22 protein-coding genes are annotated in these 26421 nt (G+C 71.7%); 11 read left to right on the top strand and 11 right to left on the bottom strand.

The window, feature by feature from the left end; genetic code table 11:
* Nucleotides 1–357: 357 nt before the first annotated feature.
* Nucleotides 358–1515 carry a low temperature requirement protein A gene (locus ACGFWI_RS21200; RefSeq protein ID WP_393907515.1) on the bottom strand — a complete coding sequence of 386 codons (1158 nt, stop codon included), beginning with the start codon at nt 1513–1515 and terminating at the stop codon, nt 358–360.
* 108 nt (nt 1516–1623) lie between these two features.
* A complete protein-coding gene (locus ACGFWI_RS21205) occupies nt 1624–2655 on the bottom strand; it encodes a methyltransferase (protein ID WP_393907516.1) in 1032 nt (343 codons plus the stop codon).
* 213 nt (nt 2656–2868) lie between these two features.
* Between ACGFWI_RS21205 and ACGFWI_RS21210 the strand changes: the two genes are divergently transcribed.
* Together ACGFWI_RS21210 and ACGFWI_RS21215 are read left to right on the top strand one after the other, a co-directional pair.
* The gene (locus ACGFWI_RS21210; RefSeq protein WP_393907517.1) at nt 2869–4221 is read left to right on the top strand and encodes an amidohydrolase; all 1353 of its coding nucleotides are present in this window, start codon (nt 2869–2871) and stop codon (nt 4219–4221) included.
* Nucleotides 4222–4291: 70 nt separating this feature from the next.
* Nucleotides 4292–5407: a MerR family transcriptional regulator gene (locus ACGFWI_RS21215; RefSeq protein ID WP_393907518.1), complete on the top strand. Its 1116-nt coding sequence runs from the start codon at nt 4292–4294 to the stop codon at nt 5405–5407.
* A 161-nt stretch (nt 5408–5568) separates the two neighbouring features.
* Here ACGFWI_RS21215 and ACGFWI_RS21220 read toward each other — a convergent pair whose 3' ends face one another.
* From ACGFWI_RS21220 to ACGFWI_RS21230, 3 genes are all read right to left on the bottom strand, one after another.
* Nucleotides 5569–6786, bottom strand: coding sequence for an FAD-dependent oxidoreductase (locus tag ACGFWI_RS21220; RefSeq protein WP_393907519.1), 1218 nt, complete (start codon nt 6784–6786; stop codon nt 5569–5571).
* A 78-nt stretch (nt 6787–6864) separates the two neighbouring features.
* On the bottom strand, nt 6865–7830 hold the full coding sequence (locus ACGFWI_RS21225) for a sulfite exporter TauE/SafE family protein (protein ID WP_393907520.1): 966 nt from the start codon (nt 7828–7830) through the stop codon (nt 6865–6867).
* Nucleotides 7815–8615, bottom strand: a complete 801-nt coding sequence (locus ACGFWI_RS21230; RefSeq protein WP_393907521.1) for a GntR family transcriptional regulator — start codon at nt 8613–8615, stop codon at nt 7815–7817. Before ACGFWI_RS21230 ends, ACGFWI_RS21225 begins: the two co-directional genes overlap by 16 nt.
* 275 nt (nt 8616–8890) lie before the next feature.
* Between ACGFWI_RS21230 and ACGFWI_RS21235 the strand changes: the two genes are divergently transcribed.
* From ACGFWI_RS21235 to ACGFWI_RS21260, 6 genes are all read left to right on the top strand, one after another.
* Nucleotides 8891–10573: a rhodanese-like domain-containing protein gene (locus ACGFWI_RS21235; RefSeq protein ID WP_393907522.1), complete on the top strand. Its 1683-nt coding sequence runs from the start codon at nt 8891–8893 to the stop codon at nt 10571–10573.
* A gap of 535 nt (nt 10574–11108) precedes the next feature.
* A complete protein-coding gene (locus ACGFWI_RS21240; RefSeq protein ID WP_393907523.1) occupies nt 11109–11642 on the top strand; it encodes an AMP-binding protein in 534 nt (177 codons plus the stop codon).
* Between the two features lie 417 nt (nt 11643–12059).
* Nucleotides 12060–12293, top strand: a complete 234-nt coding sequence (locus ACGFWI_RS21245) for a hypothetical protein (protein WP_393907524.1) — start codon at nt 12060–12062, stop codon at nt 12291–12293.
* Between the two features lie 455 nt (nt 12294–12748).
* Nucleotides 12749–13225: a GNAT family N-acetyltransferase gene (locus ACGFWI_RS21250; RefSeq protein WP_393907525.1), complete on the top strand. Its 477-nt coding sequence runs from the start codon at nt 12749–12751 to the stop codon at nt 13223–13225.
* A gap of 425 nt (nt 13226–13650) precedes the next feature.
* On the top strand, nt 13651–14115 hold the full coding sequence (locus ACGFWI_RS21255; protein ID WP_393907568.1) for a MepB family protein: 465 nt from the start codon (nt 13651–13653) through the stop codon (nt 14113–14115).
* Nucleotides 14116–14311: 196 nt separating this feature from the next.
* Nucleotides 14312–14560, top strand: coding sequence for a hypothetical protein (locus ACGFWI_RS21260; protein ID WP_393907526.1), 249 nt, complete (start codon nt 14312–14314; stop codon nt 14558–14560).
* Nucleotides 14561–14603: 43 nt separating this feature from the next.
* On the opposite strand, the gene mscL is transcribed toward ACGFWI_RS21260, so the two are convergent.
* The 5 genes from mscL to ACGFWI_RS21285 form a co-directional block, all read right to left on the bottom strand.
* Nucleotides 14604–15104 (bottom strand): large conductance mechanosensitive channel protein MscL, encoded by a 501-nt coding sequence (gene mscL, locus ACGFWI_RS21265; RefSeq protein WP_393907527.1) that lies wholly within the window; start codon nt 15102–15104, stop codon nt 14604–14606.
* A gap of 706 nt (nt 15105–15810) precedes the next feature.
* Nucleotides 15811–16644, bottom strand: a complete 834-nt coding sequence (locus ACGFWI_RS21270; protein ID WP_393907528.1) for an S-methyl-5'-thioadenosine phosphorylase — start codon at nt 16642–16644, stop codon at nt 15811–15813.
* A 115-nt stretch (nt 16645–16759) separates the two neighbouring features.
* The gene (locus ACGFWI_RS21275) at nt 16760–17128 is read right to left on the bottom strand and encodes an FmdB family zinc ribbon protein (protein ID WP_393907529.1); all 369 of its coding nucleotides are present in this window, start codon (nt 17126–17128) and stop codon (nt 16760–16762) included.
* Nucleotides 17129–17240: 112 nt separating this feature from the next.
* Nucleotides 17241–18542, bottom strand: a complete 1302-nt coding sequence (locus ACGFWI_RS21280; RefSeq protein ID WP_393907530.1) for an MFS transporter — start codon at nt 18540–18542, stop codon at nt 17241–17243.
* A gap of 320 nt (nt 18543–18862) precedes the next feature.
* Nucleotides 18863–20383 carry a potassium/proton antiporter gene (locus ACGFWI_RS21285; RefSeq protein WP_393907569.1) on the bottom strand — a complete coding sequence of 507 codons (1521 nt, stop codon included), beginning with the start codon at nt 20381–20383 and terminating at the stop codon, nt 18863–18865.
* Nucleotides 20384–20562: 179 nt separating this feature from the next.
* On the opposite strand from ACGFWI_RS21285, the gene ACGFWI_RS21290 reads away from it, so the two are divergent.
* On the top strand, nt 20563–23286 hold the full coding sequence (locus ACGFWI_RS21290) for a penicillin acylase family protein (RefSeq protein ID WP_393907531.1): 2724 nt from the start codon (nt 20563–20565) through the stop codon (nt 23284–23286).
* A gap of 134 nt (nt 23287–23420) precedes the next feature.
* Here ACGFWI_RS21290 and ACGFWI_RS21295 read toward each other — a convergent pair whose 3' ends face one another.
* Nucleotides 23421–24053 (bottom strand): 5-formyltetrahydrofolate cyclo-ligase, encoded by a 633-nt coding sequence (locus tag ACGFWI_RS21295; protein WP_393907570.1) that lies wholly within the window; start codon nt 24051–24053, stop codon nt 23421–23423.
* Between the two features lie 87 nt (nt 24054–24140).
* Between ACGFWI_RS21295 and galU the strand changes: the two genes are divergently transcribed.
* Together galU and glp are read left to right on the top strand one after the other, a co-directional pair.
* The gene (galU, locus tag ACGFWI_RS21300; RefSeq protein ID WP_393907532.1) at nt 24141–25043 is read left to right on the top strand and encodes a UTP--glucose-1-phosphate uridylyltransferase GalU; all 903 of its coding nucleotides are present in this window, start codon (nt 24141–24143) and stop codon (nt 25041–25043) included.
* Between the two features lie 4 nt (nt 25044–25047).
* Nucleotides 25048–26364: a gephyrin-like molybdotransferase Glp gene (gene glp / locus ACGFWI_RS21305; protein ID WP_393907533.1), complete on the top strand. Its 1317-nt coding sequence runs from the start codon at nt 25048–25050 to the stop codon at nt 26362–26364.
* Nucleotides 26365–26421 lie beyond the last annotated feature (57 nt).

Consider the following 26421-nt stretch of genomic DNA (forward strand, 5'->3'; position numbering starts at 1 on the left):
AGGGCAATCTGCACCCTACCGCTTCAGAGTCGACGCGCCTCCGCTGGCCTTGGTGAACAGTGGGGAACGGGGGCCCGAAGTGACGGGAAGTGGGGTCCATTGGTGGGTAATTGACGGGGTATGGGATGGAGGCGGAGGTGAGGGCTCCGCTGGTGAGGGGCCCCTCTCCCGGCGGAGTGGGGAAGATGGCCGAATCTGATGCAGGATCAGGGCGCTTGCGGGGGTTTGCACGACCGTTCGGCACGCTTATGGGGGAAGGGGAGAGGGGCCTGCCGGGGCGTCGAGGGGCCCGTGTCGGCCCGCTTCCCGAGATCGGTGCCATGGCGATCGCCGAGATGGGTGACGCGGCGGCTGCTTCTACTCCACCAGTGCGGTGCCCTGACGGGATGTGAGAACGACGCCGGCCGCGACCGTGACGGATGCCACCAGACCGGCCGCCAGGATCGCCCAGTGCCCGGCGAAGGTGCATGCCAGTACCAGGAGCGAGGACACCGGAAGCACGAGCTGCTGGGCCGGGCCGCGCTTCTGGTGCCGGGAGTGGATCAGCCACACCGTCGCCATGAACAGTGCGGCCGGCACCGTGACACAGGCGGCTGCCGCGAGCGGCGACAGATGCGCCTTGCCGAACGTCTCCTCCACCGCGACCTCGATGCCCGCGCCCACCGCGGCCGCCGAACCGAACACCAGGTAGTGGCCGTAGCCCCACAGGAACGCCTGGCGGTTCGAGTGCAGGTGACGGTGGATCGGGACCGCGAAGTAGATCCAGTACGCGGCGAAGACCAGCAGCAGTCCGCCGCCCGCGATCGGCAGCAGGGCGCTCAGCTCGTCGTTCTCGTCCAGGGCCGACTGCACGGCGACGGTGGCCGCCGCGATCGTCTCGCCCAGCACGATGATGGTGAACAGGCCGTAGCGCTCGGCGATGTGATGGGGATGCCAGGCCGTCTGCCGCTCCCGCTCGGCCAGTGCGGGGACGGCCAGCTCCAGCAGTCCCACGACCACGAACACCCAGGGCACGTCCCCCTTGGGCAGCGCGAGCAGGCCCAGCCAGCCGATCTGGCACACCGTCATTCCCAAGGCGTAGCGCAGCGCGGTGCGCCGCTCGGCGCCCCGGCCGGCGAGTGCGGCCCGCAGCCACTGGGCGACCATGGCCAGCCGCATCACCAGATACCCGAACCAGATGACCGTGAAGTCGCTGTTGACGAAAGCCCGCGGCACGCCGGCGGCCAGCACCAGCACCCCCGCCATCTGGACGAGCGTCACCACGCGATAGAGCGGGTCGTCCGTGTCGTACGCCGAGGCGAACCAGCTGAAGTTCATCCAGGCCCACCAGATGGCGAAGAAGAGCATCAGATAGCCGGAGATGCCGACCCCCGGGTGCCCCTCCGCCAGCGCATGGGCCAGCTGACGTCCGGCCTGCGCGATCGCCACGACGAAACACAGGTCGAAGAAGAGCTCCAGCGGGGTGGCGGTGCGGTGCTCTTCGTCGCGGCGGCGCGCACGCATGAGGACCGGCACGTCAGCTCCTCTCGTCGGCCGATGCGGCCGGCATCAGTACAGCGCGGGCGGGCGAGGCCGCCCATGAGGGGAGCGGCGTGCGGCGTGTCGTGCCGGCCCGTGGGGCGGCTACTCGGCGACCGCCTCCACGATCGAGGGGAAGGCAGTCGTGGGCAGCACCCGCGTGAGCCGGAACCCGCCGGCCGACAGCAGTGTCGCGAACTCCTCCGCGGTCCGCTCCTGCCCGTCGACCACCCCCATCATCGCGACGTCCAGGGTCTTGCCGAAGTGCGGGGCGTTGCCCGGCGGCAGTACGGCGTCGATGACCAGCAGCCGGCGGCCGGCCGCCATCGCCCGGTGGCAGGTGCGCAGGATGCGCCGGCAGGCCTCGTCCGTCCAGTCGTGCAGCACGTGCTTGAGGACATAGACGTCACCCCCCTCCGGTACGGACGCGAAGAAGTCGCCCTCCTGGGTGCGCCAGCGGCCCTTCAACTCGTCGCCGTCCAGGAGGTGGTGGGTCAGCGGCGGCGCCTGGTCGAAGAGCACACCGGTCAGTTGCGGATGGCGGCGCAGCGCGGCGCGCAGCAGCCCGCCGCGGCCCCCGCCGATGTCCACGACCGTGCCGGTCTCGGGGAACGGGTAGACCGCCGCCACCGCCTCGTCGACCGGGCCGGACAGCGAGGACATCCCGTCGTCGAAGAGCCGGCGGATGACCGGGTCCGTCCTCAGATGCTCGAAGAGGGGCACCCCGAAGAGCCGCTCGAAGGATGCGCCGTCGTGCCGTACGGACTCCGGGATGGCGGCCGAGGTCCGCAGGAACAGCTCGTCGGTCATCATCATGACGGCGGGGTGCAGCGAGTCGGGGGCGTCGGTGCGCAGTGGGCCGGCGGCCGGCGTCAGGTGGTAGGCGCCCGCGGCGTCCTCCCGGAAGATGCCGCGGGTGGCGAGATAACGCAGTACGCGGCGCAGATGCGGGGTGTGTGTGCCGGTGGCGGCGGCCAGCTGCTCGGCGGTGCGCGGGCCCCCGGCGAGATGGTCGGCGATGCGGTGTTGCGCCGCGGTGCGCAGCGCGGCGGAGAAGAGATGGCCCATGGCCTGGTCCATCAGATGTGTCGTGAGGTCGAGCGGCTCGCCGGTCCGTGGGTTGGGGGTAGTGGCCAACGTCGGCCTCCAGTCGTCGGCTTGGGCTTGCTGGTCCCGGTCGCAGCAGGGTGATCCACGGTTGCAGTCGCCGCCTTCGGTGTCACGAACGGGCGCAGCGGCACCCGCGAAGTCCGGCCAGGGCAAGGCGGAGTTGGCCCCTACGGGACGGCTCCGGGGCGGGTGGGGGACCGTCGCTCGGTGCGGGGTGGCGATTCATGATCGAATGCGTGTATGAGCGACAGCGACACGACAGGCACGACCCGCCCGACCGATGACGCCGAGCACAGTGACGATTCCGCCGCCGTCCTGGCCCCGCTCGACGACCGCCTCGCGGACCTCGTGGCCCTCTACGAAGACCTGCACCGCCACCCCGAACTCGGCTTCCAGGAGACCCGTACGGCCGCCGCGGCCGCCCGGCGGCTGACCGGCTGCGGCTATGACGTCACCACCGGCATCGCCGAAACCGGCGTCGTCGGCCTGCTGCGCAACGGCCCGGGGCCCGTCATCCTGCTGCGCGCCGACATGGACGCGCTGCCCGTCACCGAGAACTCCGGCCTGGACTACGCCTCCACGGTCCCCGGCCGGATGCACGCCTGCGGGCACGACGTCCATGTGACCTGTCTGCTGGGCGCCGCCGACCTGCTCGCGGCGGGCCGCGCGCACTGGTCCGGCACGCTGATCGTGCTCTTCCAGCCCGCCGAGGAGGTCGGCAGCGGTGCCCGCGCCATGCTCGACGCCGGCCTCTACAGCAAGTGCCTGGTGCCCACCCCCGATGTGGTGCTGGCCCAGCATGTCGCCCCCTTCGGCGCCGGGCTGATCGCGTACTGCCCCGGAGCCTGCATGGCGGCTGCCGACAGCCTGGAGATCACCTTCCACGGCACCGGCGGCCATGGCTCGCGGCCCGAGACCACCGTCGACCCGATCCTGATGGCGGCGGCCTTCGTGCAGCGGGTGCAGTCCGTGGTGGCCCGCGAGGTCGCGCCGAAGGACCGGGCGGTGGTCAGCGTCGGCTCCTTCCACGCCGGGGACACCGCCAATGTCATCCCCGACCGGGCCGTCGTACGGCTCAGCGTCCGCACCTTCGACGAGACGGTGCGCACGGCCGTGCTGGCCGCCATCGACCGCATCGCGCGCGCCGAGGCCGCCGCCTCCGGTGCCGACCGCGCACCCGAGACCGAGGTCCTGGACTCCTTCCCCGTCACCGTCAACGACCCCGCGACCCTGCAACAGGTCAATGAGCAGTTCACCGGACTCTTCGGCGAGCAGCGGCTGTTCGCCTACGAGCCGGCGACCGGCAGCGAGGACGCCGGACTGCTGGCGACCGCCGCCGGGGCACCCCTCTACTACTGGTGGCTGGGCGGCTGGGACCCGGAGGAGTTCCGGACGGCGCTGGCGGCCGGACGGCTCGCGCAGGACATTCCGTCCAACCATTCGCCGCGCTTCGTACCGGTGGTCCGGCCGACCCTCACCATGGGCGTCGAGGCGCTGACCGCCGCGGCGCTCAACCAGCTGGCTCCTCCGGCGGACACGGAAGAGGCGGAGGCGGCGGGACGGGCCGGGCAGGGTGGGGCGGCAACCGTTTGACCTTGTCCTTGGGGGAAGCCCCAGCATCGGCCGTACCGGGCGAGGCGCCCGGAAGGAGGAGGGCGGACGGGTGGACCGACGGGTGACCGGAGGCGTGGGCGGGGCGCCGTACGGGGAGGGTGAGCTGCTGACCATCGGTGCGTTCGCACGGGCCTCCCGGCTCTCGCCGAAGGCGCTGCGGCTCTACGACGAGCTCGGCCTGCTGACCCCGGCCCAGGTCGACCCGCGGAGCGGCTACCGCCACTACGCCCCGGCCCAGCTGGAGCGGGCCCGGCTGGTGGCCTGGCTGCGCCGGCTCGGTATGCCGCTGGCCCGCATCCGCGAGGTGTGCGAGCTGGCGCCGGCCGCGGCAGCCGCGGCGGTCGCCGCGTACTGGACACAGGTCGAGGCCGACACCGCCGCCCGCCGGGACCTGGCCGCCTTCCTCGTCGACCAGCTGTCCAGGAAGGACACCGTCATGACCGAACCGCGTACCCCTCTGACGCTGCGCTGCGCCGCCCTGACCGATCAGGGCCTGGTGCGCCCGGCCCACCAGGACGCCGCCTACGCGGGACCGCGACTGCTGGCCGTGGCCGATGGCTACGGCCCGAGTGGCGGCCCCGTCGCGACGGCCGCGATCGAGGCGCTCAAGGACCTGGAGCACCGGGACCTGACCTCGGCGGATCTGCCGGCCGTCCTGGAGGAGGCGGCTCATCGCGCACACCGCGCCGCCCCGTCAGCGGACGAGGCGAGCGGCACCACCCTCACCGCACTGCTCCGCTCCGGCTCGCAGCTGGCGCTGCTGCACATCGGTGACTCGCGGGCCTATGTCCTGCGGGACTCCGGCCTCTTCCGCATCACCCACGACCACAGCCTGGTCCAGTCGCTGGTCGACGAGGGCCGGCTCACCCCCGAGGAGGCCTCCTCGCACCCCCAGCGCGCGCTGCTGCTGCGATCGCTCGACGGGGCCACCGAGTTCTCCCCCGACCTGCAACTGCTGGAGGCCCGGCCCGGTGAGCGCTATCTGCTGTGCACCGATGGCCTGACCTCAGTGGTGCCGGCCGAGACGATCCAGGACGTACTGACCGCGGCCGACGACCCCGACCAGGCCGTACGGGAACTGATCCGGCAGGCCCGCGAGGCGGGGGCACCGGACAACGTGGCGTGTGTGGTGGGGGAGTTGGTGGCCGTGGGGGCGGCTGTTTAGGGGGACACACACCCCTACGGCCTTCGGGAACATGCCGGCGGGGACCCGAATCCGTCCGGGGGCCGGCCTCAGGGAACGCACCGTTCCCTGAGGCGCGGCACGGCGCGGCACGGCGGCCGGGGCCGGGGCCCCGCCCCCCCGCGCCCGGCCGTCGACGGGGCTCAGGCCAGCCCCTTGAGCATCCCCTTGAAGTAGAGCTGCGGCAGCCCGTAGCGCTTGAGGAACCACATGTCGGTGCGTTCCCGGGTGGTGTCGAGGAAGGGGATCGAGGGGGTGGGCTGCAGGTCGTAGTCGAACTCGGCGAGCAGCATCTTGTGCCGGGCGGTGACCAGGGGGCAGGAGGTGTAGCCGTCGTAGCGGGCGGTGGCGGGGCGCCCGCGCAGACCGGCGAGGAGGTTGGCGACGACGACCGGGGCCTGCTTGCGGATCGCGGCACCCGTTTTGGACGTCGGCAGACTGGCGACGTCACCGAGCGCGAACACCTCCGGGAAGTCGGGGTGTTGGAGGGTTTCCCGGTCGGTTTTGACGTACCCGTACGGGGAGTCGGGGTCGGCGAGCGGGCCGTCGGCGAGCCATTCGGGGGCGCGCTGCGGCGGTACGGCGTGCAGGAGGTCGTAGCGGACGGTCTCGGCGGTGCCGGTGGTGTGATCGGTGATCACCGCCTCGCGGGCCGCGCCGTCGAGCCGGGTCATCTCCGAGTTCAGCCGCACCTCGATGCCGTACCGCCGGGCCGTCTCCGTCAGCGCGCGGGAGAAGACCGGCACCTTGAACATCGCGGGCTCCGGGAGCACCAGGATGGTGCGGATCGTGCCCAGCACACCGCGCTTGCGCCAGTGGTCGGCCGCCAGATACGCGATCTTCTGCGGGGCGCCGCCGCACTTCACCGGCCCGGACGGCATGGTGAACACGGCCGTCCCGCTGCGCATCCGGCGGATCAACTCCCAGGTGAGCGGGGCGAGATCGGGCCGGTAGTTACTGCTCACCCCGCCGTGCCCGAGGGCCGCGGCCAGGCCGGGCACGCCGTCCCAGTCGAGCTGCAGGCCGGGGGCGAGCACCAGCCGCCCGTAGGAGAGGACCCGCCCGGAGGCGGTGGTGACCGTTCGGGCGGCCGGGTCGACGGCGGTGGCGCGCTCACGCAGCCAGCGCACGCCGGGCGGCATGACGTCCGCCTCGGTGCGCAGCGCGGCGCGCAGCGGGGCCTGGCCGCCGCCGACCAGCGTCCACAGCGGCTGGTACCAGTGCGTTTCGGAGGGCTCCAGCAGCGCGATGTCCCGGATTCCGGCGCGGCGTAACCGGGCGGCGACGGTGATGCCTGCGGTGCCGCCGCCGATGATGAGGACCTGGTGGTGGGACGGGGCGGCGGCGGGTGCGGGGGCCATGTGCTTCCTCCTGATGGGTGGGTGGAACGGGACGACGGACGGCGGGATGGGGGCGGCACCCGTGTGGGGCCGACGGGGCTAGGGGGTCCAGAGGCGGGGGAGGGCGGTGGCCGCCATGGTGACGGCGAGGACGGTGACGAGGGCGGCGAAGGCCGTGGTCAGGGTCTGTGGGCGCAGGCGGGTGGTGAGGCGGTTGCCGAGGTGGCTGCCGATCGCCGCACAGGCCGCGAAGCCGGCCAGCAGCGGCCAGTCCAGAGCCCCCGTGCCGGCCCTGGTGCCCAGCGCCGTGAGGGAGTTGACGAGGATGACGAGGAGTGAGGTGCCGATGGCGACCGGCATCTCCAGGCCCAGGACCAGGGTGAGGGCCGGTACGACGACAAAGCCGCCGCCGACCCCGAAGAACCCGGTGAGCAGCCCGACGGCGGAGGCGGTCACGGCGAACCGGACGGGGCGGACGCGGCGGACGGAGCGGTCGGGGCTGTCGGGCCGGTCGAGTTGGGGGAGTATTCGACGGGCGGGTCCGGTACGGCCACGGGGAGGGGGCGGATCCGGGGTGTCCCGGAAGGGCGCGGGCTCCGGGACGTCATATAAGGGCACAGGCTCCCTCGGATCTCCTGAGGGCGCCGTCTCCGTGGACACCCCTAAGGGGCGGATACCGCCCGCCGCCCGCCGCTCGCGCAGCCCCCGTAACACCAGCATCGCCGCCACCACGAGCAGCAGACACGCGAACGCCGCCATCAGCACCGTGGGGTCCAGCGCCGCGCTCCACCGGGAGCCGAGGTAGCTGCCGGCCGTCCCCAGCGCCCCGAAGGCCGCACCGGCCGCCCACCGGACCCGCCCGGCACGGGCATGGCAGAGCAGCCCGGTCAACGCGCCGACCGTGACGACGATCAGTGCGCCCGCGGTCGCCTCGTGCGGCGACTGCCCCAGCAGATAGACCAGCGCCGGCACCGCCAGCACCGACCCGCCACCGCCGAGCGCGCCCAGCAGCAGCCCGATCAGCAGTCCGCACGGCAGCGCCGCGACGGCTATGAGGACGGACACGAGGCCCGCGGCGCAAGAGCGACGGCCCGGCTCTCGTCGGACCACTCCGCAACGAAGGCGAACCGGTCGCCGCGTACCACCGTCTCGCGCCACTCCACCGGCCGCTCCCCGGCCCGCCCCAGCCGCTCGATGGTGAACGCTGCCTCCCGGTCGGCCAGCCCCAGCAGCCACGCCTGCCGGACGTCCGGCAGGAACGGCTGGATCCGTTCCCGGCCGCCGGTGACCTTCACCCCGCAGCGCCGCGTCAGCTCGCCGTAGAGCGAGGTGTGCCCGAAGTCGGCGTCCAGCAGCGGCTCGGCGACCTCGGCGGGCAGATACGCGGTGTCGTGGGCGAGCGGTTCGCCGTCCGCGAGCCGCAGCCGCTCCAGTACGACCAGCGGCGCATCAGCCACCAGCCCCAGGTGCCCGGCGATCGTCCCGTCAACGGTCCGCTCCAGCCGCAGTACCTCGCTGCGCTGCTCCACGCCCTGGCCCTCCAGCTCGCGGAAGAGGCTGTAGAGCGAGCCCAGCGGCTGCTGTATGCGGCGGGTGTCCAGCCGGCTGGTGCGGCCGCGCTCGGCGATCACCAGGCCGTCCGCGCGCAGCTTGCGCAGCGCCTCACGGACGGTGTGCCGGCTGACCTCGTACTCGCCGGTGAGCCGGTGCTCGGCCGGGAACTCCGCGCTGAATTCGCCGGTTTCCATCCGGCGGCGCAGATCGGCGAAGAGCTGCGCCCACAGGGGCAGCGGCGAGCGCCGGTCCAGGGGACGCGGGCCGTGCGCGCCGTCCGGCGGCTCGGTCGTCATGGTGAAATCCTCCGCGGGCGTACGGGGTGGTGTGGGTGCGGTGGTCGATACCGACCGGCCGATGCAGGTGAGCACGGCAATCGCGCGTGACGCAGTGTCAGGTGCCACGTCACGTGCGCCAGGTGAGGTCACATGGAGCGCCGGGCGGCGACCTCGGCTTGTCGCCCGCCACCCGGCTACCTAATGTACGTACATCCGTGCATCCGCACAACGCACCCCGCCCGAGCGGGCCCCAGCCGCCGCGCACGGGCCCCGCGCACCCCTGGAGGCCGACCGTGCACTTCGCGCAGTACTACCTCGACTGCCTTTCCCAGGCCTCGTATCTGATCGGGGACGAGGCCACCGGACGCGCCGTCCTCGTCGACCCACGCCGCGATATCGACGACTATCTGCACGACGCGGAAGCCGCCGGCCTGCGCATCGAACTCGTCATCGAGACGCACATTCACGCCGACTTCCTCTCCGGCCACCTCGAACTCGCACGGGCCACCGGCGCCGCCATCGCCTTCGGCGAGGCCGCCGAAACCGGCTTCCCCATACGGCGGTTACGGGACGGCGAGCGCATCTCGCTCGGGGCGGACGACGGTGCGGGGGTCACCCTCACCGTCCTCGCCACCCCCGGCCACACCCTCGAATCCATCTGCCTGGTCATCCGCGAACACCCCGACGACGAGGTGCCCTTCGGCGTGCTCACCGGCGACACCCTCTTCGTCGGCGATGTCGGCCGCCCCGACCTGCTCTCCGCCGCCGGGCACTCCCCCCGCGACATGGCCATCCGTCTCCACAGCTCCCTGCACACCAAACTCATGGCCCTCCCGGACACGACCCGGGTCTTTCCCGCACACGGCGCCGGCTCCGCCTGCGGCCGCAGCCTCTCCACCGAGACCAGCTCCACCATCGGCGACCAACGCCGCCTCAACTACGCCCTGCAACCCATGCCGGAGGCCGACTTCGTCCGGCTGGTCACCGCGGGGCAGCCCACCACCCCCGGTTACTTCGCGCACGACGCGGCGCTCAACCGCGACGGCCACCCCCTGCTGGAGCCCGGTCCGCCCGCCGCCCTCACCCTGGACGAGGCACTCGCGGCCCGCGACCGACAAGGCGCCGTCCTCCTGGACTGCCGCCCGCTGGCCGCCTACACACGCGCGCACCTGGCCGGTTCGCTCCACACGAGCCTGGACACCCGGTTCGCGGAGTACGCCGGCAGCGTGGTCACCCCGGGCACCCCCATCGTGCTGCTCGCCGACCCCGGCACGGAGCAGGAAGCCCGCCTCCGCCTCGCCCGCATCGGCTACGACCGCGTCCTTGGCCATCTGCCCGACCCGGCCGCCGTACTGGACGGCACGCCCACCCTCGCCCGCCGCAGCCACCGCGTCCGTCATGAGGAACTTCCGCAGATGCAGGCGGAATTGTCGGATGGCGACGCGGCGGATGATCCGTTGGTCGCCGCCTCGTTGGTCGATGCCTCTTCGGCCTCATCGGTTGCCGCCCCGTCGGTCGATGTGTCGTCGGCTTCATCCGTCGACGGCTCATCGCTCGATGCCCAGTCGGCCGGTGGGCAGCCCGCCGGTGGTCAGTCGGCCGGTGGCCAGTGGGCCGGTGACTACCCGTCCGGCGGCGCATCGGCTGGGGCTCACGCGTCCGGAAGCCGCTCGGCCGCCGCTGCTCACGTGTCCGGAGCCCGCTCGGTCGCCGCTGCTCACTCGTCCGGCATCCAGTTGATCGATGTCCGTAATCCGGCCGAGTACGAGGCGGGCGCCTTCCCCGGCGCCCGCAATATCCCGCTGGCCGCGCTCCCGCAGCGCATCAACGAACTGGACCCGGCCCGCCCGGTGGTCCTGTACTGCCGCAGTGGCAATCGATCGGTGATCGCGGCGGCGCTGCTGGAGGCGCGCGGGTTCGGGGACGTGTGCGATGTGGTCGGGGGATACGAGGCGGTGGCGGCGGACGTGGGGTGAGCGAGCGGCCGGTGGCCGCTGCCTCAGCCACGTCGGGCCGCCCGGTGACGACGCGTCCCGGGCCGAGCGCGCCCGGCGGCGTTACACGTCCCCGGACGAGCGCGAGGCCCGCGGCGGTGGCCAGGCGGTGGCCAGGCGGTGGCCGCGGGGAGCGCCCGGGACGGGTGGGTACGGCGTGGTGGGTACGGCGTCCTGTTCTCGCAACACCGGTGAGTGCGAGGCCGATCCCCACCGTGGCCGTCAGAGAAACGGAAAAGGAGGGCGGGGAGGGGGATGGAATGCCCCCGAAAGGGGCAGGAACCCTGGGCCGACGGGTGCCGCACGGCCGGAGAGGGCGGTGCGCACGGCCGGTGGGGCCCGTTACGGTGAAGCCGGAGCCCCGCGATGCGGCGGGGAGTCCGCTGCGGTGAGCCGGAGAGACCCGGCGCGAGTGACGTCGCCCGGGTGCGGCGGAGGGGCGATCGCAGGCCTCATACAGCGGACGTTCAGCGAATGTTGATCGATGATCTACATCCTGGTCCGCATGTTGCGCCGTGTGACCTCAGAGCATGTAGATGACGCCCGGGAAGTGCAGGAACCGGAGGCGTCGCGGATCGCCCTTACCTGGAGCGGAGAGCCCGGGCGCCAGGAGGAGTTGACGCACGGCATGCTCCTCGACCAGGCCGAGCGGGCCGCGGCCACGCTCACCCGGCTCGGGGTACGGGCCGGCGACCGCGTCGCGGTGCATCTCCCGCTGGTGCCCGAGTCGGTGATCGCCACGCTCGCCTGCGGCCGACTGGATGCGATACGCACCACGCTGCCGGTCTCGTTGACGGTGCCCGAACTGGTCGCACGGACTCGTGAGTCCTCGGCCCGGGTGCTGATCACGGCCGATGCGGCGTTCTGGGACGGGGCCGTACGGCCGGTGAAGGCGCTGCTGGACCACGCGCTGGCACGGGGTGCGGCCTCGGGGGGTGTGCCGGATCGCACCGTGCTGGTGGTGAACCGGTGCTCGCGGCCGGTCTCCTGGAAGCCGGGCCGCGACCTGTGGTGGCACGACGCGCTGGGCACCTCGGCCGCCTCTCGCTGACCCGGCCGCCACCCGTTGGGGGGCAGCAATTGTCCAGGGCGGCGTGGCCCGCGCCCATCGGGGGAGGTGCGGGCCACACCCGGTGAGAAGGGGTGGGTGTCCGCGCCGTCGGGGGAGGTGCGGCTCACGCCCAGTGAGAAGAGGTGAGGGCCCGCGCCCATCAGGGCAGGTGCGGGCCCTCACTCATGACGACGAGGCACGGCCCGCCGCCTACTGACGGGACGGGAGGCGCGGCCCACGTCCAGTGATGTGCCGCAGCTTCACCCACCAAGACCATAAAACGAGCCATTTGCCTCATCTGTGCCTAGCGTGGGGACCGTGCCACAGCCATCAGACGCCCCACCTGCCCCGGCTGCGGACCCGGAGGCACCAGTGGCGCCGCCCAGGCCGAGGCCACCGGCGGTCCATGCGACGCCGGTGGGCTCGGCCGCCGCGTTTCTCCTGATCGTGGCCATCGTCCTGGGCACCCGCACGCTGCGGAACTTCGCCCTCGCACTGCTCCCCGACGCCGCGGTCACCACCTTCCTCGCTCTCGGTGTTGCCTACCGCCCTACCGCCCGGGTCAACGAACCGGCCGCCCGTCGACTCTTCCGACCGGGCCGTCGCACCCTCCCCCGACCGGAAAGGCTGCTGTCCCATGGCCCGCCATGAGTACGCACACCCCCGCCACCCGCTGCCCGGCATGGACCGGAGCCGGCCCCTGAGGCGCGGCCACGCCTCACAAGGCCCGCCGACCCGGCCGAAGGATAGCCACCGCCCGCATCCCATACCCACCCACGACAAGGGCCGCTAGTACGGGGCCGTGGACGGCCGCCCTGTCGCTACGAGAGGCGGCGTGTGCAGGCCCGTCAGGGCGCGAGGCGAGCACGGCCCGTCAGAACGCGAGGCGTGCACGGGCCTGTTGCTGGGAGCCCCTTGTTCGGGGCCCTTCCCAGGGCGGCGGCTTCCCCCTCTTGCCCCCTCCCCCTCCCCTCCTGCCCCTCGCCCCTCCTCCCCCTCGCCCCTCCTCCCCCTCGCCCCTCCTCCGCCCTCCCCGTACCGCCATTGCGCAGCCAGGCGACGCTTATTCGGTCGATCTCGCCTCGGGCGGCGGATACGTTCCCGGCATGACGTCATCTCTGCGCTTGGAGAAGGTCACTCCGGACAACGTGGAAGCCGCATGCCGGCTGACGGTTCAGCCCGACCAGGAGGGGCTGGTGGCGCCGGTTGCACGTTCACTGGCGGAGGCGTATGCGCAACCCGAGGTCGCCTGGCCCCGGTTGATCTTCGACGGTGAGCAACTCGTGGGCTTCGTCATGGGGTTCTTTCTGGTGCGTTTCGACCCCGACAAACCGGAGGACAGGCCGCGCTCCGGGATCTGGCGGCTGAATATAGCCGCCGGCCACCAAGGCCACGGGTACGGCCGGTTCGCCGTGGAGTCCTTGTGCGAGGAGGTCCGAAGGCGTGGGCAGACATGTGCCACGGTGAGTTGGGTTCCGGGCGAGCACGGGCCCGAGCGGTTCTATCTGCGGCTCGGTTTCCGCCGGACCGGAGAGATGAGCGGCGATCAGGTCGTCGGTGAACGGGACCTGACCCGGGGCTGAGCGCGCCGGACCACACTCCGAACGGGGCCCCAGTCCGGGCTCCGGACCGCACTCGGAACGGGACTCCAAACCGGACTCCGAACCGCACCCCGAACGGGACTCCAGACCGCACCCCAAACCGAACCCGAACGGGACTCCAGACCGCACCCCGAACCGCACCCCGAACTCCGGCCGGGCGCCGGAACCCGGCCGGGCCGCGGTGCGTCGGCCGGTCCGCCCGTCGTGCCGCGCATCCCGCAGGCCGAGCAGCCGCGGCCGGCCCACGCGGGCACCGGTACCCCACCGGCCTGCGCCCTGCTCGGCAATGACACGATGGCGCAATGGCGACAAAACCCTCGGGCCCCTCGGGGCACCGTCCCCTAGATATCGAGCCTTGGACGGGTGGGGATTCGCTGCACGAGGACCTTCTCGCCGCGAAGACGCGGGTGTACGACCCGTGTGGGTTCACTTGCTCCCGGCCGGTGCCCGAGGCCGAGAGTGCCGAGTACGCGGCGCATGAATTCACGCTCGATGGCTGCTCCGTCAGGTTCCGGGTGGCCAAGACGACCCCGACGAAGGTCGGCCAGTTCGTCACGGTGTGGAAGCGGATCCCCGGCGGGCCGATTGCGCCGTTCGACTCCGAGGACCCGGTCGATCTCTTCGTCATCAGCTCTCGCGACGAGCGGAATTTCGGGCACTTCATCTTTCCCCGGGACGTGCTCTGCGAACGGGACATCGTTTCCAGGAACGGCTCCGGCGGAAAGCGGGCGTTCCGCGTCTATCCGCCGTGGGTGGAGACGACCAACCGCCAGGCCCGCAGCACCCAGGCGTGGCAGGTGAAGCACTTCCTGTCGATCCCGGAGGACGCCCCCCTCGACGCGGCCCGAGCCCAGGCGCTGTACCGACCCTGAGCGACGGGCCCCGGGACGGGCCGCGCGAGCGTACGCTGCCGCCCGCCGGGCCGGCGCTTGCGGAACAAGAGGCTGCGGATCGAGAGGCTGAGCCGTCGCGTGGGTCCGGCCCCGTGCCGAGCGCTCCCGCGGTCGGAAGGGTGCCGGGGCCCGCGCTGAGCGTCGACCGCCCCCGGCCCGCCCGTACCCTGGAGGGGTGAGCACCACCCCCGAACCCGAGTCGGCCCCCGCGCCCCAGGACGCGTCCGACGCCGCGCAGGATCCTGCGCCTTCGTCCACCGGGCGCCCGGCCCCCAAGCCCGCGGCGCGACTGATCTTCGACGATCCGCTGAACCAGCAGTCCTCGGACGACACCGACCGTGGCTGGGGCGAGCGCCAGGACGGCAGCGACAGTGCCGCCGACCTCGCCCGCTTCCTCGACGAAAAGCCGCCCCACCACCTCTGAGCGAGGCGAGGGGGCGGCGTGTGCCGGCCGCCGTTGGCGCCTGCTACTGCTGAGTCTTCTGCGTGCCGATGATCCCCGAGGTGGGGGAGGGCACGGACGGTGAGCCGGTGCGCTGCGCGACCAGCGCATCGCGGATCTCGGTGAGCAGCTCGATCTCGGTCGGGTCCATGGGGGTGTCGACCGGCCTCCTGGCCGCTTGGCGCTCCTTCCACTTGTTGATCGGAAGGATCATGAGGAAGTAGACGACCGCGGCGGTGATCAGGAACGTCAGGGCGGAGCTGAGCACCGAGCCCCAGAGGATGTAGATGCCGTCGGTGAAGGCGCCCGTCTTCTTGTCCGTGTGGCAGACGGTGAGGCAGGCCTTGTAGTTGTCGAGGTTCTGCGAGCCCAGGGCGCCGATGATCGGGTTGATCACGCCCTTGACCACGGCGTTCACGATGTTCGTGAAGGCAGCACCGACGACGACCGCGACCGCGAGTTCGATGACGTTGCCGCGCATCAGGAATTCCTTGAACCCCTGCAGGACGCCCTTGCTCTCGCTCAACTGACAGCCTCTTTCCACGCTCACTACGGATGGTGCACCAACAATCAGCACCGCAACTTACGGCAGGGCAGGGCGGAGGTGTCCAGTCCCGCACCACGAGCCGGCGATCGGCCGAAGCCCCGGTGTGCATCCGGCGGAGGGTGTCGGCCCTGCGGACGCCGTGGACGGATACCGCGGTGGTGGTGCGGTGAGCGCACCCCCGTTGGCGCGCGGCGGATGCCCCGCCACTCGCAGCAGTTTCGCGTGAGGGAGGTGCGGATGCCACTTGATCTTGGAGCATGGTCACCGCGCTCCCGAGGCCGTTGCCGACGGACAGCCGGGAGCGGGAGCGGCTCGTACGGCACCGTACGAGGCTCCGCCGGCCAGTGCTGCGGCGGTCATCGCCAGGCAGGCGGCCAGCATCCGCTGCCGTGCGCCCCGTCCCCATCGGTGCCGGATGCCGCCGGCTCGTACCGGAGTGAAGTGCGGCACATCACACGGCGGGGGAGTGGGGAGCGGCGGGAAGAGGAGGTCGGGGTCGGCGAGGCGAGGGGGAGCGGAAGGCGTACGGGACATGGTGGGCACCGCCTGCGGTGAGGGCTTCGGATGAACCGGCGCTCCTCACCGTGCCGGAATCCGCACCGGCCCGCTGCGGGCTGTGTACGACCCCTTCCTTGTGGACAACCCGGCCACCCGGGAGAGGGAGGCCGAGCGGCCCGTCGGGGCGTTACGGCAGGTCGATGCCCAGGTCCCAGCCGGCGTGGGCGTCGGTGCACAGGCAGTTGCGGGCGGTGGCGCCGGGCAGGGCGGCGACCGCGTCGAACAGGACCTCGCGCAGGCGGTCCACGTTCTCGGCGAACACCCGGAAGACTTGCTCGTGGGAGACGCCGTCGCCGGTCTCGGTGCCCGCGTCCAGGTCGGTGACCAGGGCCAATGACGCGTAGCACAGGCCCAGTTCACGGGCCAGGACGGCTTCGGGGTGGCCGGTCATGCCGACCACCGACCAGCCCTGAGCGGCGTGCCAGCGCGATTCGGCGCGGGTCGAGAAGCGCGGGCCCTCGATGACGACGAGGGTGCCGCCGTCGACCGGCTCCCACTCCCGGCCGCGGGCCGCCTTGAGGGCCGCCTCGCGCCCGGCGGGGCAGTACGGGTCGGCGAAGGTCAGATGGACCACGTTCGGGACGCTCCCGTCCGGGAGGGCCTCGCCGTCGAAGTAGGTCTGGGTGCGGGCCTTGGTGCGGTCGACGAGCTGGTCGGGGACCAGGAGCGTGCCGGGGCCGTATTCGGGGCGCAGGCCGCCGACCGCGCACGGGGCGAGGACCTGGCGCACACCGAGCGAGCGCAGCGCCCACAGGTTGGCGCGGTAGTTGATGCGGTGCGGCGGGAGGTGGTGGCCGCGGCCGTGCCGGGGCAGGAACGCGACCTGGCGGCCGGCGATCTCTCCCAGGAACAGCGAGTCGCTGGGGCGCCCGTAGGGGGTGTCCACCGTGATCTCGGTCACGTCGTCGAGGAAGGAGTAGAACCCCGATCCGCCGATAACGCCAATCTCCGCGTCAGCCATGCCGGTCACACTATCGGGGCATGGCGGCCGCGGACGGCCGGGTGGCGGGGACGAAAGAAACCCGTAAGACAGCGGACCCCGCCGTCGGTGACGGCGGGGTCCGAGGAGCTGTGGTTCAGGCCGCGGAGCTGGAGCCCGAGGTGCTGCCGGACGACGACGCGGCGGCCGGGGCTGAGGACTTGGTGTCCGAGCCGCCGGACGAGGAGCCGCCGGACGAGGAGCTGCCGGACGAGGAGCTCGACGAGTCCGAGGAGGACGAGGTGCCCGACGCGGAGGCGTTCTTCGAGGGGCTGCTGCTGGACGACGAGCCGCGGCTGTCGTTGCGGTAGAAGCCGGAGCCCTTGAAGACGATGCCGACCGCGGAGAACACCTTCTTGAGGCGTCCGTTGCAGCCGGGGCACTCGGTGAGCGCGTCGTCGGTGAACTTCTGCACCGCCTCGAGGCCCTCGCCGCACTCGGTGCACTGGTACTGGTACGTCGGCACTTGTCTTCCTCCTGGCACTCTCACTCGATGAGTGCTAACGACGCTCCATCTTGCAGTATTCCCGCCCGACAGTCCACCGTGACCGCCGTACGGTGACCGACTCCACGTTCGGTCAGGCGCGCGCCAGCTCCCGTTCCCGGTCCTCGGAAACGGCCGGGACCTCGGCATCCACGCCGTGCGCGAGGGCGCCGGCGGCCACCGTCGACGAGCGCGGCAGCAGATGGACGCGGAGCGCCAGCAGCACCGTCAGCGCCAGTGCCGTACCGGCCAGCGGCACCAGGAATCCGGTGCTCGGCCCGAAGCCGTCCGCGAGCTGACCTGCGCAGGTGGCCGCGGCCGCCTGGCCCAGCGCGACCGCGCCGGTCAGCCAGGTGAAGGCCTCGGTGCGGGCGCCGGCCGGCACCAGCGACTCGACCAGCGTGTAGCCGGTGATCAGGGCCGGGGCGATGCACAGGCCGACGACCAGGCCGACCGCGCCGAGCAGCGGCACCGCGGTCACCGCCCACAACGGGGTGGTGGCCAGTGCCAGCAGCCCGTAGGCGACCAGCAGCCGGCGCCGCGGGCCGACCTTCCAGGCGATGACCCCGCAGGCGATACCGGCGAGCATGTTGCCGCCGGCGAAGACCCCGTAGAGCACGCCGTTGATACCGGGCTGCCCGATGTGCTGGGTGAACGCCGTCAGCGAGACCTGCATACCGCCGAAGACGGCGCCGATGCCGAGGAACGCCACGATCAGTACGCGTACGCCGGGCACCGACAGCGCCGAGACACGCGGCCGGTCGCCGTCCTGCGGGCGGTGCACCGGAGGCTGGCTGCGCCGCTGGGAGGCGAACAGCAGCCCGCCGGCCAGCGTCAGCGCGGCCTCGGCGACCAGACCGGCCGCCGGATGGATGCCGGTGCACAGCGCGGTCGCCAGTACGGGGCCGACGACGAAGGTGAACTCGTCGGTCACCGACTCGAAGGCGGCGGCCGTCGGCATCAGCGGGCTGCCGCCGAGCCGGGCGGCCCAGCGGGCCCGCACCATCGGGCCGACCTGCGGCGTCGAGGCGCCCGTAGGGACGGCCACCGCGAACAGCGCCCACAGGGGGGCGTGGGCGAGGGCGAGGGTGGTCAGTGCGGCGACGCCGGTGACATGCACCAGTACGCCGGGGATCAGCACCGCGCGCTGGCCGAAGCGGTCGGCGAGCTTGCCGCTCTGCGGGGCGAACAGGGCCATCGAGACACCGGTCGCGGCGGACACCGCGCCCGCGGTGCCGTACGAGCCGGTGGTGGATTCGACGAGCAGCACGATGCCGATCGTCAGCATGGCGAAGGGCTGCCGGGCCAGAAAGCCGGGCAGCAGGAATGTCCATGCACCGGGGGTGCGGAGCAGTGGTCCGTATCCGGAACGGGAGTCCTTGACCGCGGATGCCACGGCCGGGCCTTTCTGCCGCCTGGTAGCGCGCCACCCGCGAGGTCGTCACGGGCACGCGCCGAGAGCTGTCCTCTCGCGCAGGACCGAGTGATACCGCGTGGTCCGCACCGGGGAGGGTGGCTGCGTGGGGCAGGGGACCGCGGCCGCCGAGCGGTCGCGCCAGCTCTGCATCAGGCAGAGTTGGTTCGTCGATGTTGCCTCTTCATACTACAGGCCGCAGTGCGTGAAGCCCTGGGATTGGCCAGGGCTTCACGCAGTTTTCCTTGGGATCCGTGGAGATCTGCAGCACATTTCCCGCTTCCCCCGACCTAGGCCGGCCGTCAGCGGTGGTGGTGTCCCCGACGCCCCGAGGGGCCGGACGTCCCCAGCCAGCCGGCCAGCTTGCCGCCTTGCGAGACCGCCTGCAGCCGCCGTTCGGCCGCGTCGCGCACCGGGTCGGTGGCGACCACGAGCAGCTCGTCGCCGTGCCGCAGCACCGTCGAGGGCGACGGCACGAAGCTGGCGCCCTCCCGGACGATGAGGGTGACCGCGGCGCCCGCGGGCATCCGCAGCTCGCCGACCTCGACGCCGTGCATACGGGACGACCGGCCGATGGACGTGGACAGCAGATGGCCGCGCAGCCGCTCCAGCGGCGCCGACTCGATGCCCAGGTCCGCGGCCTCCTCGCCGTCGCCCAGCCGCAGCCGCCTGGCGAGCCAGGGCAGGGTCGGCCCCTGGACGAGTGTGTAGACCACGACCAGCACGAAGACGATGTTGAAGACCCGGTCGCTGCCGGGAACATCGCTCACCATCGGGATCGTGGCCAGCACAATCGGCACCGCACCGCGCAGGCCGGCCCACGACAGCAGGGTCTTCTCCCGCCAGGGCACCCGGAAGGGCAGCAGCGCCGCGAAGACGGACGTCGGCCGGGCCACCAGCGTCAGGATCATGCCGATCAGCAGCGCGGGCACGAAGTCGTCGAGCAGGTTGTGCGGGGTGACCAGCAGGCCGAGCAGCACGAACATGCCGATCTGGCCGATCCAGCCGAGGCCTTCGGCGAAGCCGCGGGTGGCCGGGGCGTGCGGCAGCTTGGCGTTGCCGAGGATCATCGCGGCCAGATAGACGGCGAGGAAGCCCGAGCCGTGCGCCAGCGCACCGGCCGCGTAGGCGGAGACCGCGATGGCCATGACGGCGATCGGGTACAGGCCGGACGCGGGCAGTGCCACATGCCGCAGGCCGTACGCGCCGAGCCAGCCGAAGGCCAGCCCGATCGCGGCGCCGATCGCCAGCTCCAGGGCGATCTCACCGAGCAGCACGTACCAGTGTTCGACCGGCCCCGCGGTGGAGAAGGCGACGACGAGGATGACCACGGGGGCGTCGTTAAAGCCGGATTCGGCTTCGAGTACACCGGTCAGCCGGGCCGGCAGCGGCACGCTGCGCAGCACGGAGAAGACGGCCGCGGCGTCCGTGGAGGACACCACGGCGCCGATCAGCAGTGCCTGGCGCCAGTCGAGCCCGGCCAGATAGTGCGCTCCGGCCGCGGTGACCCCCACGCTCACCGCGACGCCGACCGTCGAAAGAGCCACCGCCCGGGGCAGCGCCGGCCTGATCTCTTTCCACTTGGTGCCCAGACCGCCCTCGGCGAGGATCACGACCAGCGCGGTATAGCCGAGGAGTTGGGTCAGCTCGGCGTTGTCGAAGACGACACCGCCCAGGCCGTCCTGTCCTATGGCGATGCCTATCCCCAGATAAATGAGCAGGCTGGGGAGCCCGCTGCGCGAGGAGAGCCGTACCGCAGCAACCGCGATGAGCAGTACGAGCGAGCAGATCAGCAGGAGTTCGTTGAGGTGGTCGACAGTCAGGAGCTGGTCCTTCCTCGCACGGGTTCCGGGGTCTTTCCTTACCGTATCTAGTTACTGAGGCTAACAATTTACCATTGCTTGAAGGTTGAATGTGCTGGCGGTGACTCCGCGTAGGGGTCGCCGAACCCGTGCGCCTATGGTTGCTCCAGCACTCCCACCCTGCCCCTCGAAGGACAGAGATGCCCGCCAACAAGTCCGGCCCAGTCCCCAGGAAAAAGAAGGGGCGGCGCGGCCGCCTCGTAGCGATCACGGTCGTGCTGCTGCTCGTGGCGGGCATCGGCTCCGGCGCGTTCTGGGGTGTCAGTACCGTCCGCGCCTCGTTCCCGCAGACCACCGGCTCGCTCAAACTCCCGGGCCTGACCAACCCGGTGGACGTCACCCGCGACGCCAACGGCATTCCGCAGATCTACGCCGACACCGACGAGGACCTCTTCCGCGCCCAGGGGTACGTCCAGGCCCAGGACCGCTTCTGGGAGATGGACGTACGGCGCCACATGACCTCCGGCCGGCTCTCGGAGATGTTCGGCAAGGATCAGGTCAAGTCCGACTCGTTCCTGCGCACCCTCGGCTGGCACGACGTGGCGCAGAAGGAGTACGACACCAAGCTGTCGCCCAGCACCAAGAAGTACCTCCAGTCCTACTCGGCGGGCGTCAACGCCTACCTCAAGGACCACGAGGGTTCGGCGGTGTCCCTGGAGTACGCGGCGCTGGACCTCCAGAACGACTACAAGCCCGAGAAGTGGACGCCGGTCGACTCGGTGGCCTGGCTCAAGGCGATGGCCTGGGACCTCCGCGGCAACATGCAGGAGGAGATCGACCGTTCCCTGATGACCAGCCGCTTCACCCCGGCGCAGATCGCCCAGCTCTACCCGGCATACCCGTACAGGCGGAACAAGCCGATCGTCGAGGGCGGCGAGGTCGACCGCGGCGGCAAGGAGTTCTCGCCCAAGGGTTCGGCGAACGCCGCCCCCGCCACCGCCGTCGGCGCCACCGCGGGCCTGCAGTCGCAGCTGTCCTCGCTGTCCAAGACCCTCGACAAGGTCCCGGCGCTGCTCGGCCCCAACGGCAACGGCATCGGCTCCAACTCCTGGGTCGTCTCCGGCGCGCACACCACCACCGGCAAGCCGCTGCTCGCCAACGACCCGCACCTGGCACCGCAGATGCCCTCGCTCTGGTACCAGATGGGCCTGCACTGCCGTAGTACCGGACCCAAGTGCAACTACGACGTCTCCGGCTTCACCTTCTCCGGTATGCCCGGCGTCGTCATCGGTCACAACCAGGACATCTCCTGGGGCATGACCAACCTCGGTGCCGACGTCACCGACCTCTACCTGGAGAGGGTCACCGCCAACGGCTACCTCTACGACAACAAGCAGCAGCCCTTCATAACCCGCAAGGAGACCATCAAGGTCGCCGACGGCGAGAGCCGCGAGATCACCGTCCGCTCCACCAACAACGGGCCGATCGTCTCCGACCGCGACAGCGAACTGGCCAGTGTCGGCAAGGACGCCCCGGTCGGCAACGCCGCACCGGACCGCGGCGACGGCTACGCCGTATCGCTGCGCTGGACCGCGCTGAACCCCGGCAAGTCCATGGACTCCATCTTCGAGCTCGACCGCGCCAAGGACTGGAACGGCTTCCGCAAGGCCGCCGGCCACTTCGAGGTCCCCTCGCAGAACCTGATCTACGCCGACACCAAGGGCAACATCGGCTACCAGGCCCCGGGCCGGATCCCGGTCCGCGGCAAGGGCGACGGCCACTTCGACGGCACCCTCCCGGCGCCCGGCTGGGACCCGAAGTACCAGTGGAGCGGCTACATCCCGCAGAAGGCGCTGCCGTACGAGTACAACCCCCAGCGCGGCTACATCGTCACCGCCAACCAGGCCGTCACCGACGAGAAGTACCCCTACCTGCTCACCAAGGACTGGGGCTACGGCTCCCGCAGCCAGCGGATCAACGACCTGATCGAGTCGAAGATCAAGGACGGCGGCAAGGTCTCCACCGACGACATGCAGGCCTTCCAGAAGGACAACAGCAGCGAGATCGCCCGGCTGTTGACGCCCTACCTCACGAAGATCGACATCAAGGACAAGTACGTCCGCGACGCCCAGCAGCTGCTGGAGGGCTGGGACTTCACCCAGGAGCCCGACTCCGCCGCGGCCGCCTACTTCAACGCCGTCTGGCGCAACACCCTCAAGCTCGCCTTCGGCAACAAGATGCCCAAGGAGCTGCGCCCCGACGGCCAGTGCCTGACCGTCCGCCCGGCCGACGAGACCGGCCCCGCCGACGAGAACGACAAGTACGTCCGCGAATGCGGCGAGCGGGACGGTGACAGCGCCCAGCCCGACGGCGGCGACCGCTGGTACGAGGTCGTCCGCGGCATCCTGGACGACCCCAACAACGCCTGGTGGAAGACCGAGGACCGGCCGAACCGCCCCGGCGACAAGAACCGCGACCAGCTCCTGGCGCACGCCATGACGGACGCGCGCTACGAGCTGACCTCCAAGCTGGGCAAGAACATCGACAACTGGAGCTGGGGACGGCTGCACCAGATGTTCCTGAAGAACCAGACCCTGGGCACGGACGGTCCCGGCATGCTGCAGGGCCTGTTCAACCGCGGTCCCTGGAACCTGGGCGGCGGCGAGGCCGCGGTCGACGCCACCGGCTGGAACGCCGCGGGCGGCTACAAGGTCACCTGGGTCCCGTCCATGCGGATGGTGGTCAACCTCGCCGACCTCGACAAGTCCCGCTGGATCAACCTCACCGGCGCCTCCGGGCACGCCTACGACGCCCACTACTACGACCAGACCGACAAGTGGGCCAAGGGCGACCTGCTGCCCTGGGCGTACAGCGAGGACGCCGTCAAGAAGGCGGGCAAGGACACGCTGACCCTGTCGCCGTAGGGGCGGGCGGCGCTCCCGCCGCCACCTGGTGAGCGCTGCGCCGTCGGGCGGGCCGGACGTCTCCGGTCCGCCCGACGGCTTTTTTTGTGCTCCGCGCCGACCGTGACTCCCGGCCCGCCCGTATACAAGGCGCTTCAGTCCTCCGTACGGGCCCCCGGCGCCGTGAACCGGTGCACCGCCGACGGGGTCACCGCGGCATGCACATGCCGGTCGTGTGGCTCGGCCGGCACCTCGGCCAGCACCTCCGCGTCGTAGAGCAGCACCACCAGCGACGCCCGCGCGCCGGCCCGCTCCAACCGGGCCAGCACCCGGTCGTAGGAGCCGCCGCCGCGCCCCAGCCGCAGCCCGCCGCGGTCCACCGCGAGCCCCGGCAGCAGCACCACATCCGCCTCCGTGACGGCCTCGGGGCCCAGCCGCCGCCCGTCCGGCTCCAGCAGCCCGCGGCCGGCCCGTACCAGCCGCTCGGCGCCCTCGTAGCGCGCCCAGTCCAGATCGTTGTCCGCCAGCAGGACGGGCAGCAGCACCCGCACCCCGGCCGCCCGCAGCCGGTCCAGCAGGGCACGGGTGGAGGGTTCGCCACCTATCGACACATAGGCGGCGACGGTCGGCGGGGTGCCGGGGCGCGGGGGGACGGGCGCGGCCAACTCGTCCAGCTCCAGCGTCCGCCGGGCCAGCGCCTCACCCGTCGCGGCGATGACATCCGGTGGCAACGCTCTCCTCACCTCCAGGAGATCCCGCCGCAACCTGTGCTTTCTATCGTAATCAATGCTCACTGTGCGCCCTTGCTCCCGCTCTCATGCTCTATTCACCAGACCCTCATCATCGTTCCGATAGGGCCGGTTATGGTGTCGCGCATGACCCCATCGCACACACGGATCAGCAAGGCTGTCATCCCTGCAGCCGGCCTCGGCACCCGGTTTCTCCCCGCCACAAAGGCCACACCCAAGGAGATGCTCCCGGTCGTCGACAAGCCCGCCATCCAATACGTGGTGGAGGAGGCGGCCGCCGCCGGACTCTCCGACGTCCTGATGGTGACCGGCCGCAACAAGCGTCCGCTGGAAGACCACTTCGACCGCAACTACGAGCTCGAAGAGGCCCTGCACCGCAAGGGCGACGAGTCCCGGCTCGCCAAGGTGCAGGAATCCAGCGACCTGGCGACCATGCACTACGTACGGCAGGGCGACCCCAGGGGCCTGGGCCACGCGGTGCTGTGTGCCGCACCGCACGTGGGCGACCAGCCCTTCGCGGTCCTCCTCGGCGACGACCTGATCGACCCCCGCGACCCGCTGCTGCAGCGCATGGTCGAGATACAGGAGCAGCACGGCGGCTCCGTCATCGCCCTCATGGAGGTCGACCCGGCGCAGATCCACCTCTACGGCTGCGCGGCCGCCGCCCCCACCGGCGACGACGATGTCGTGGTCGTCTCCGACCTGGTCGAGAAGCCCGACCCGGCCGAGGCCCCCAGCAACCTCGCCATCATCGGCCGCTATGTCCTCGACCCGGCCGTCTTCGAGGTGCTGCGCAAGACGGCCCCGGGCCGCGGCGGTGAAATCCAGCTCACCGACGCCCTCCAGGCGCTGGCCGCCGACCCCGCCCTCGGCGGCCCGGTGCACGGCGTGGTCTTCAAGGGCCGCCGCTATGACACCGGCGACCGCGGCGACTATCTGCGTGCCATTGTCAGACTGGCATGCGAACGTGAGGACCTGGGCCCGGACTTCCGGACCTGGCTGCGCAGTTACGTCACCGAGGAGATGTAAGACGTTGAACGGCACCACCGGCCAGACCCGCCACCAGGACCGCGTCTGGTCGGTGGCCGAGCATCTCGACGACGTCCTGGCGAGGATCGCCCCGCTGGACCCGATCGAGTTGCAGCTCCTCGAAGCCCAGGGCTGCGTCCTGGTCGAGGACATCACGGTCCCCGTGGCCCTGCCGCCCTTCGACAACAGCTCCATGGACGGCTACGCGGTCCGGACCGCCGATGTCGCGGGCGCCACGGAAGCGGCTCCGGTCGCCCTCACCGTCATCGGCGACGTCGCGGCGGGCAGCGGCGAGCTGCCGGAAGTCGGTCCCGGCCAGGCCGTCCGCATCATGACCGGCGCCCCGCTGCCGCCCGGCGCCGAGGCCGTCGTCCCCGTCGAATGGACCGACGGCGGCACGGGCGAGGGACCGGCCGCCACGATGCGCGCCCACAGCGCCGCCCCGCAGGACGCGGCCGGCGAGGTCCGTGTCCACCGCCCGGCCGCCGCGGGAGCCCACATCCGCGTCCGCGGCAGCGACGTCACCGAAGGCGAGCCGGCCCTGCGGGCGGGCACGGTGCTCGGCCCCTCCCAGATCGGCCTGCTCGCCGCCATCGGCCGCGGCACGGTCAAGGTGCGCCCCCGCCCCCGCGTCGTGGTGATGTCGACCGGCAGCGAACTGGTCCAGCCCGGCGAGGCGTTGGGCCCCGGCCAGATCCACGACTCCAACAGCTTCCAGCTCACCGCCGCCGCCCGCGCCGCCGGTGCCATCCCCTACCGCGTCGGCGCCGTCGCCGACGACGCCGAGACCCTCCGCTCCACCCTGGAGGACCAGCTCATCCGGGCCGACATCCTCGTCACCAGCGGCGGCGTCAGCGTCGGCGCGTACGACGTGGTCAAGGAGACCCTGACCGCGCTGTCCGCGGAGGAGGGCGCCGTCGAGTTCCGCAAGCTCGCCATGCAGCCCGGCAAGCCCCAGGGCTTCGGCCTCATCGGCCCCGACCGCACCCCGCTGCTCGCGCTGCCCGGCAACCCCGTCAGCTCGTACGTCTCCTTCGAGCTGTTCGTCCGCCCCGCCATCCGGGCCCTGATGGGTCTGCCCGATGTGCACCGCCCCACCACCCCCGCGCGGTGCACCGACGCCATCGCCTCCTCACCCGAGGGGAAGCGCCAGTTCCTGCGCGGCTCCTACGACGCCGAGGCCGGTACGGTCACCCCGGTCGGCGGCTCCGGCTCCCACCTGATCAAGGCCATGGCGCACGCCAACGCGCTGATCATCGTCCCCGAGGACACCACCGAGGTCGCCGCGGGCGCGGACGTGGACATCGTCCTGCTCGGGTAGCCCGCTGCCGCCGGGGGTACGGTGTCGTCCCACAGGCGGCAGTTTGGTAACGGGAGA

This window comes from Streptomyces sp. NPDC048434, from assembly GCF_043200375.1.
Taxonomy (GTDB): Bacteria; Actinomycetota; Actinomycetes; order Streptomycetales; family Streptomycetaceae; genus Streptomyces.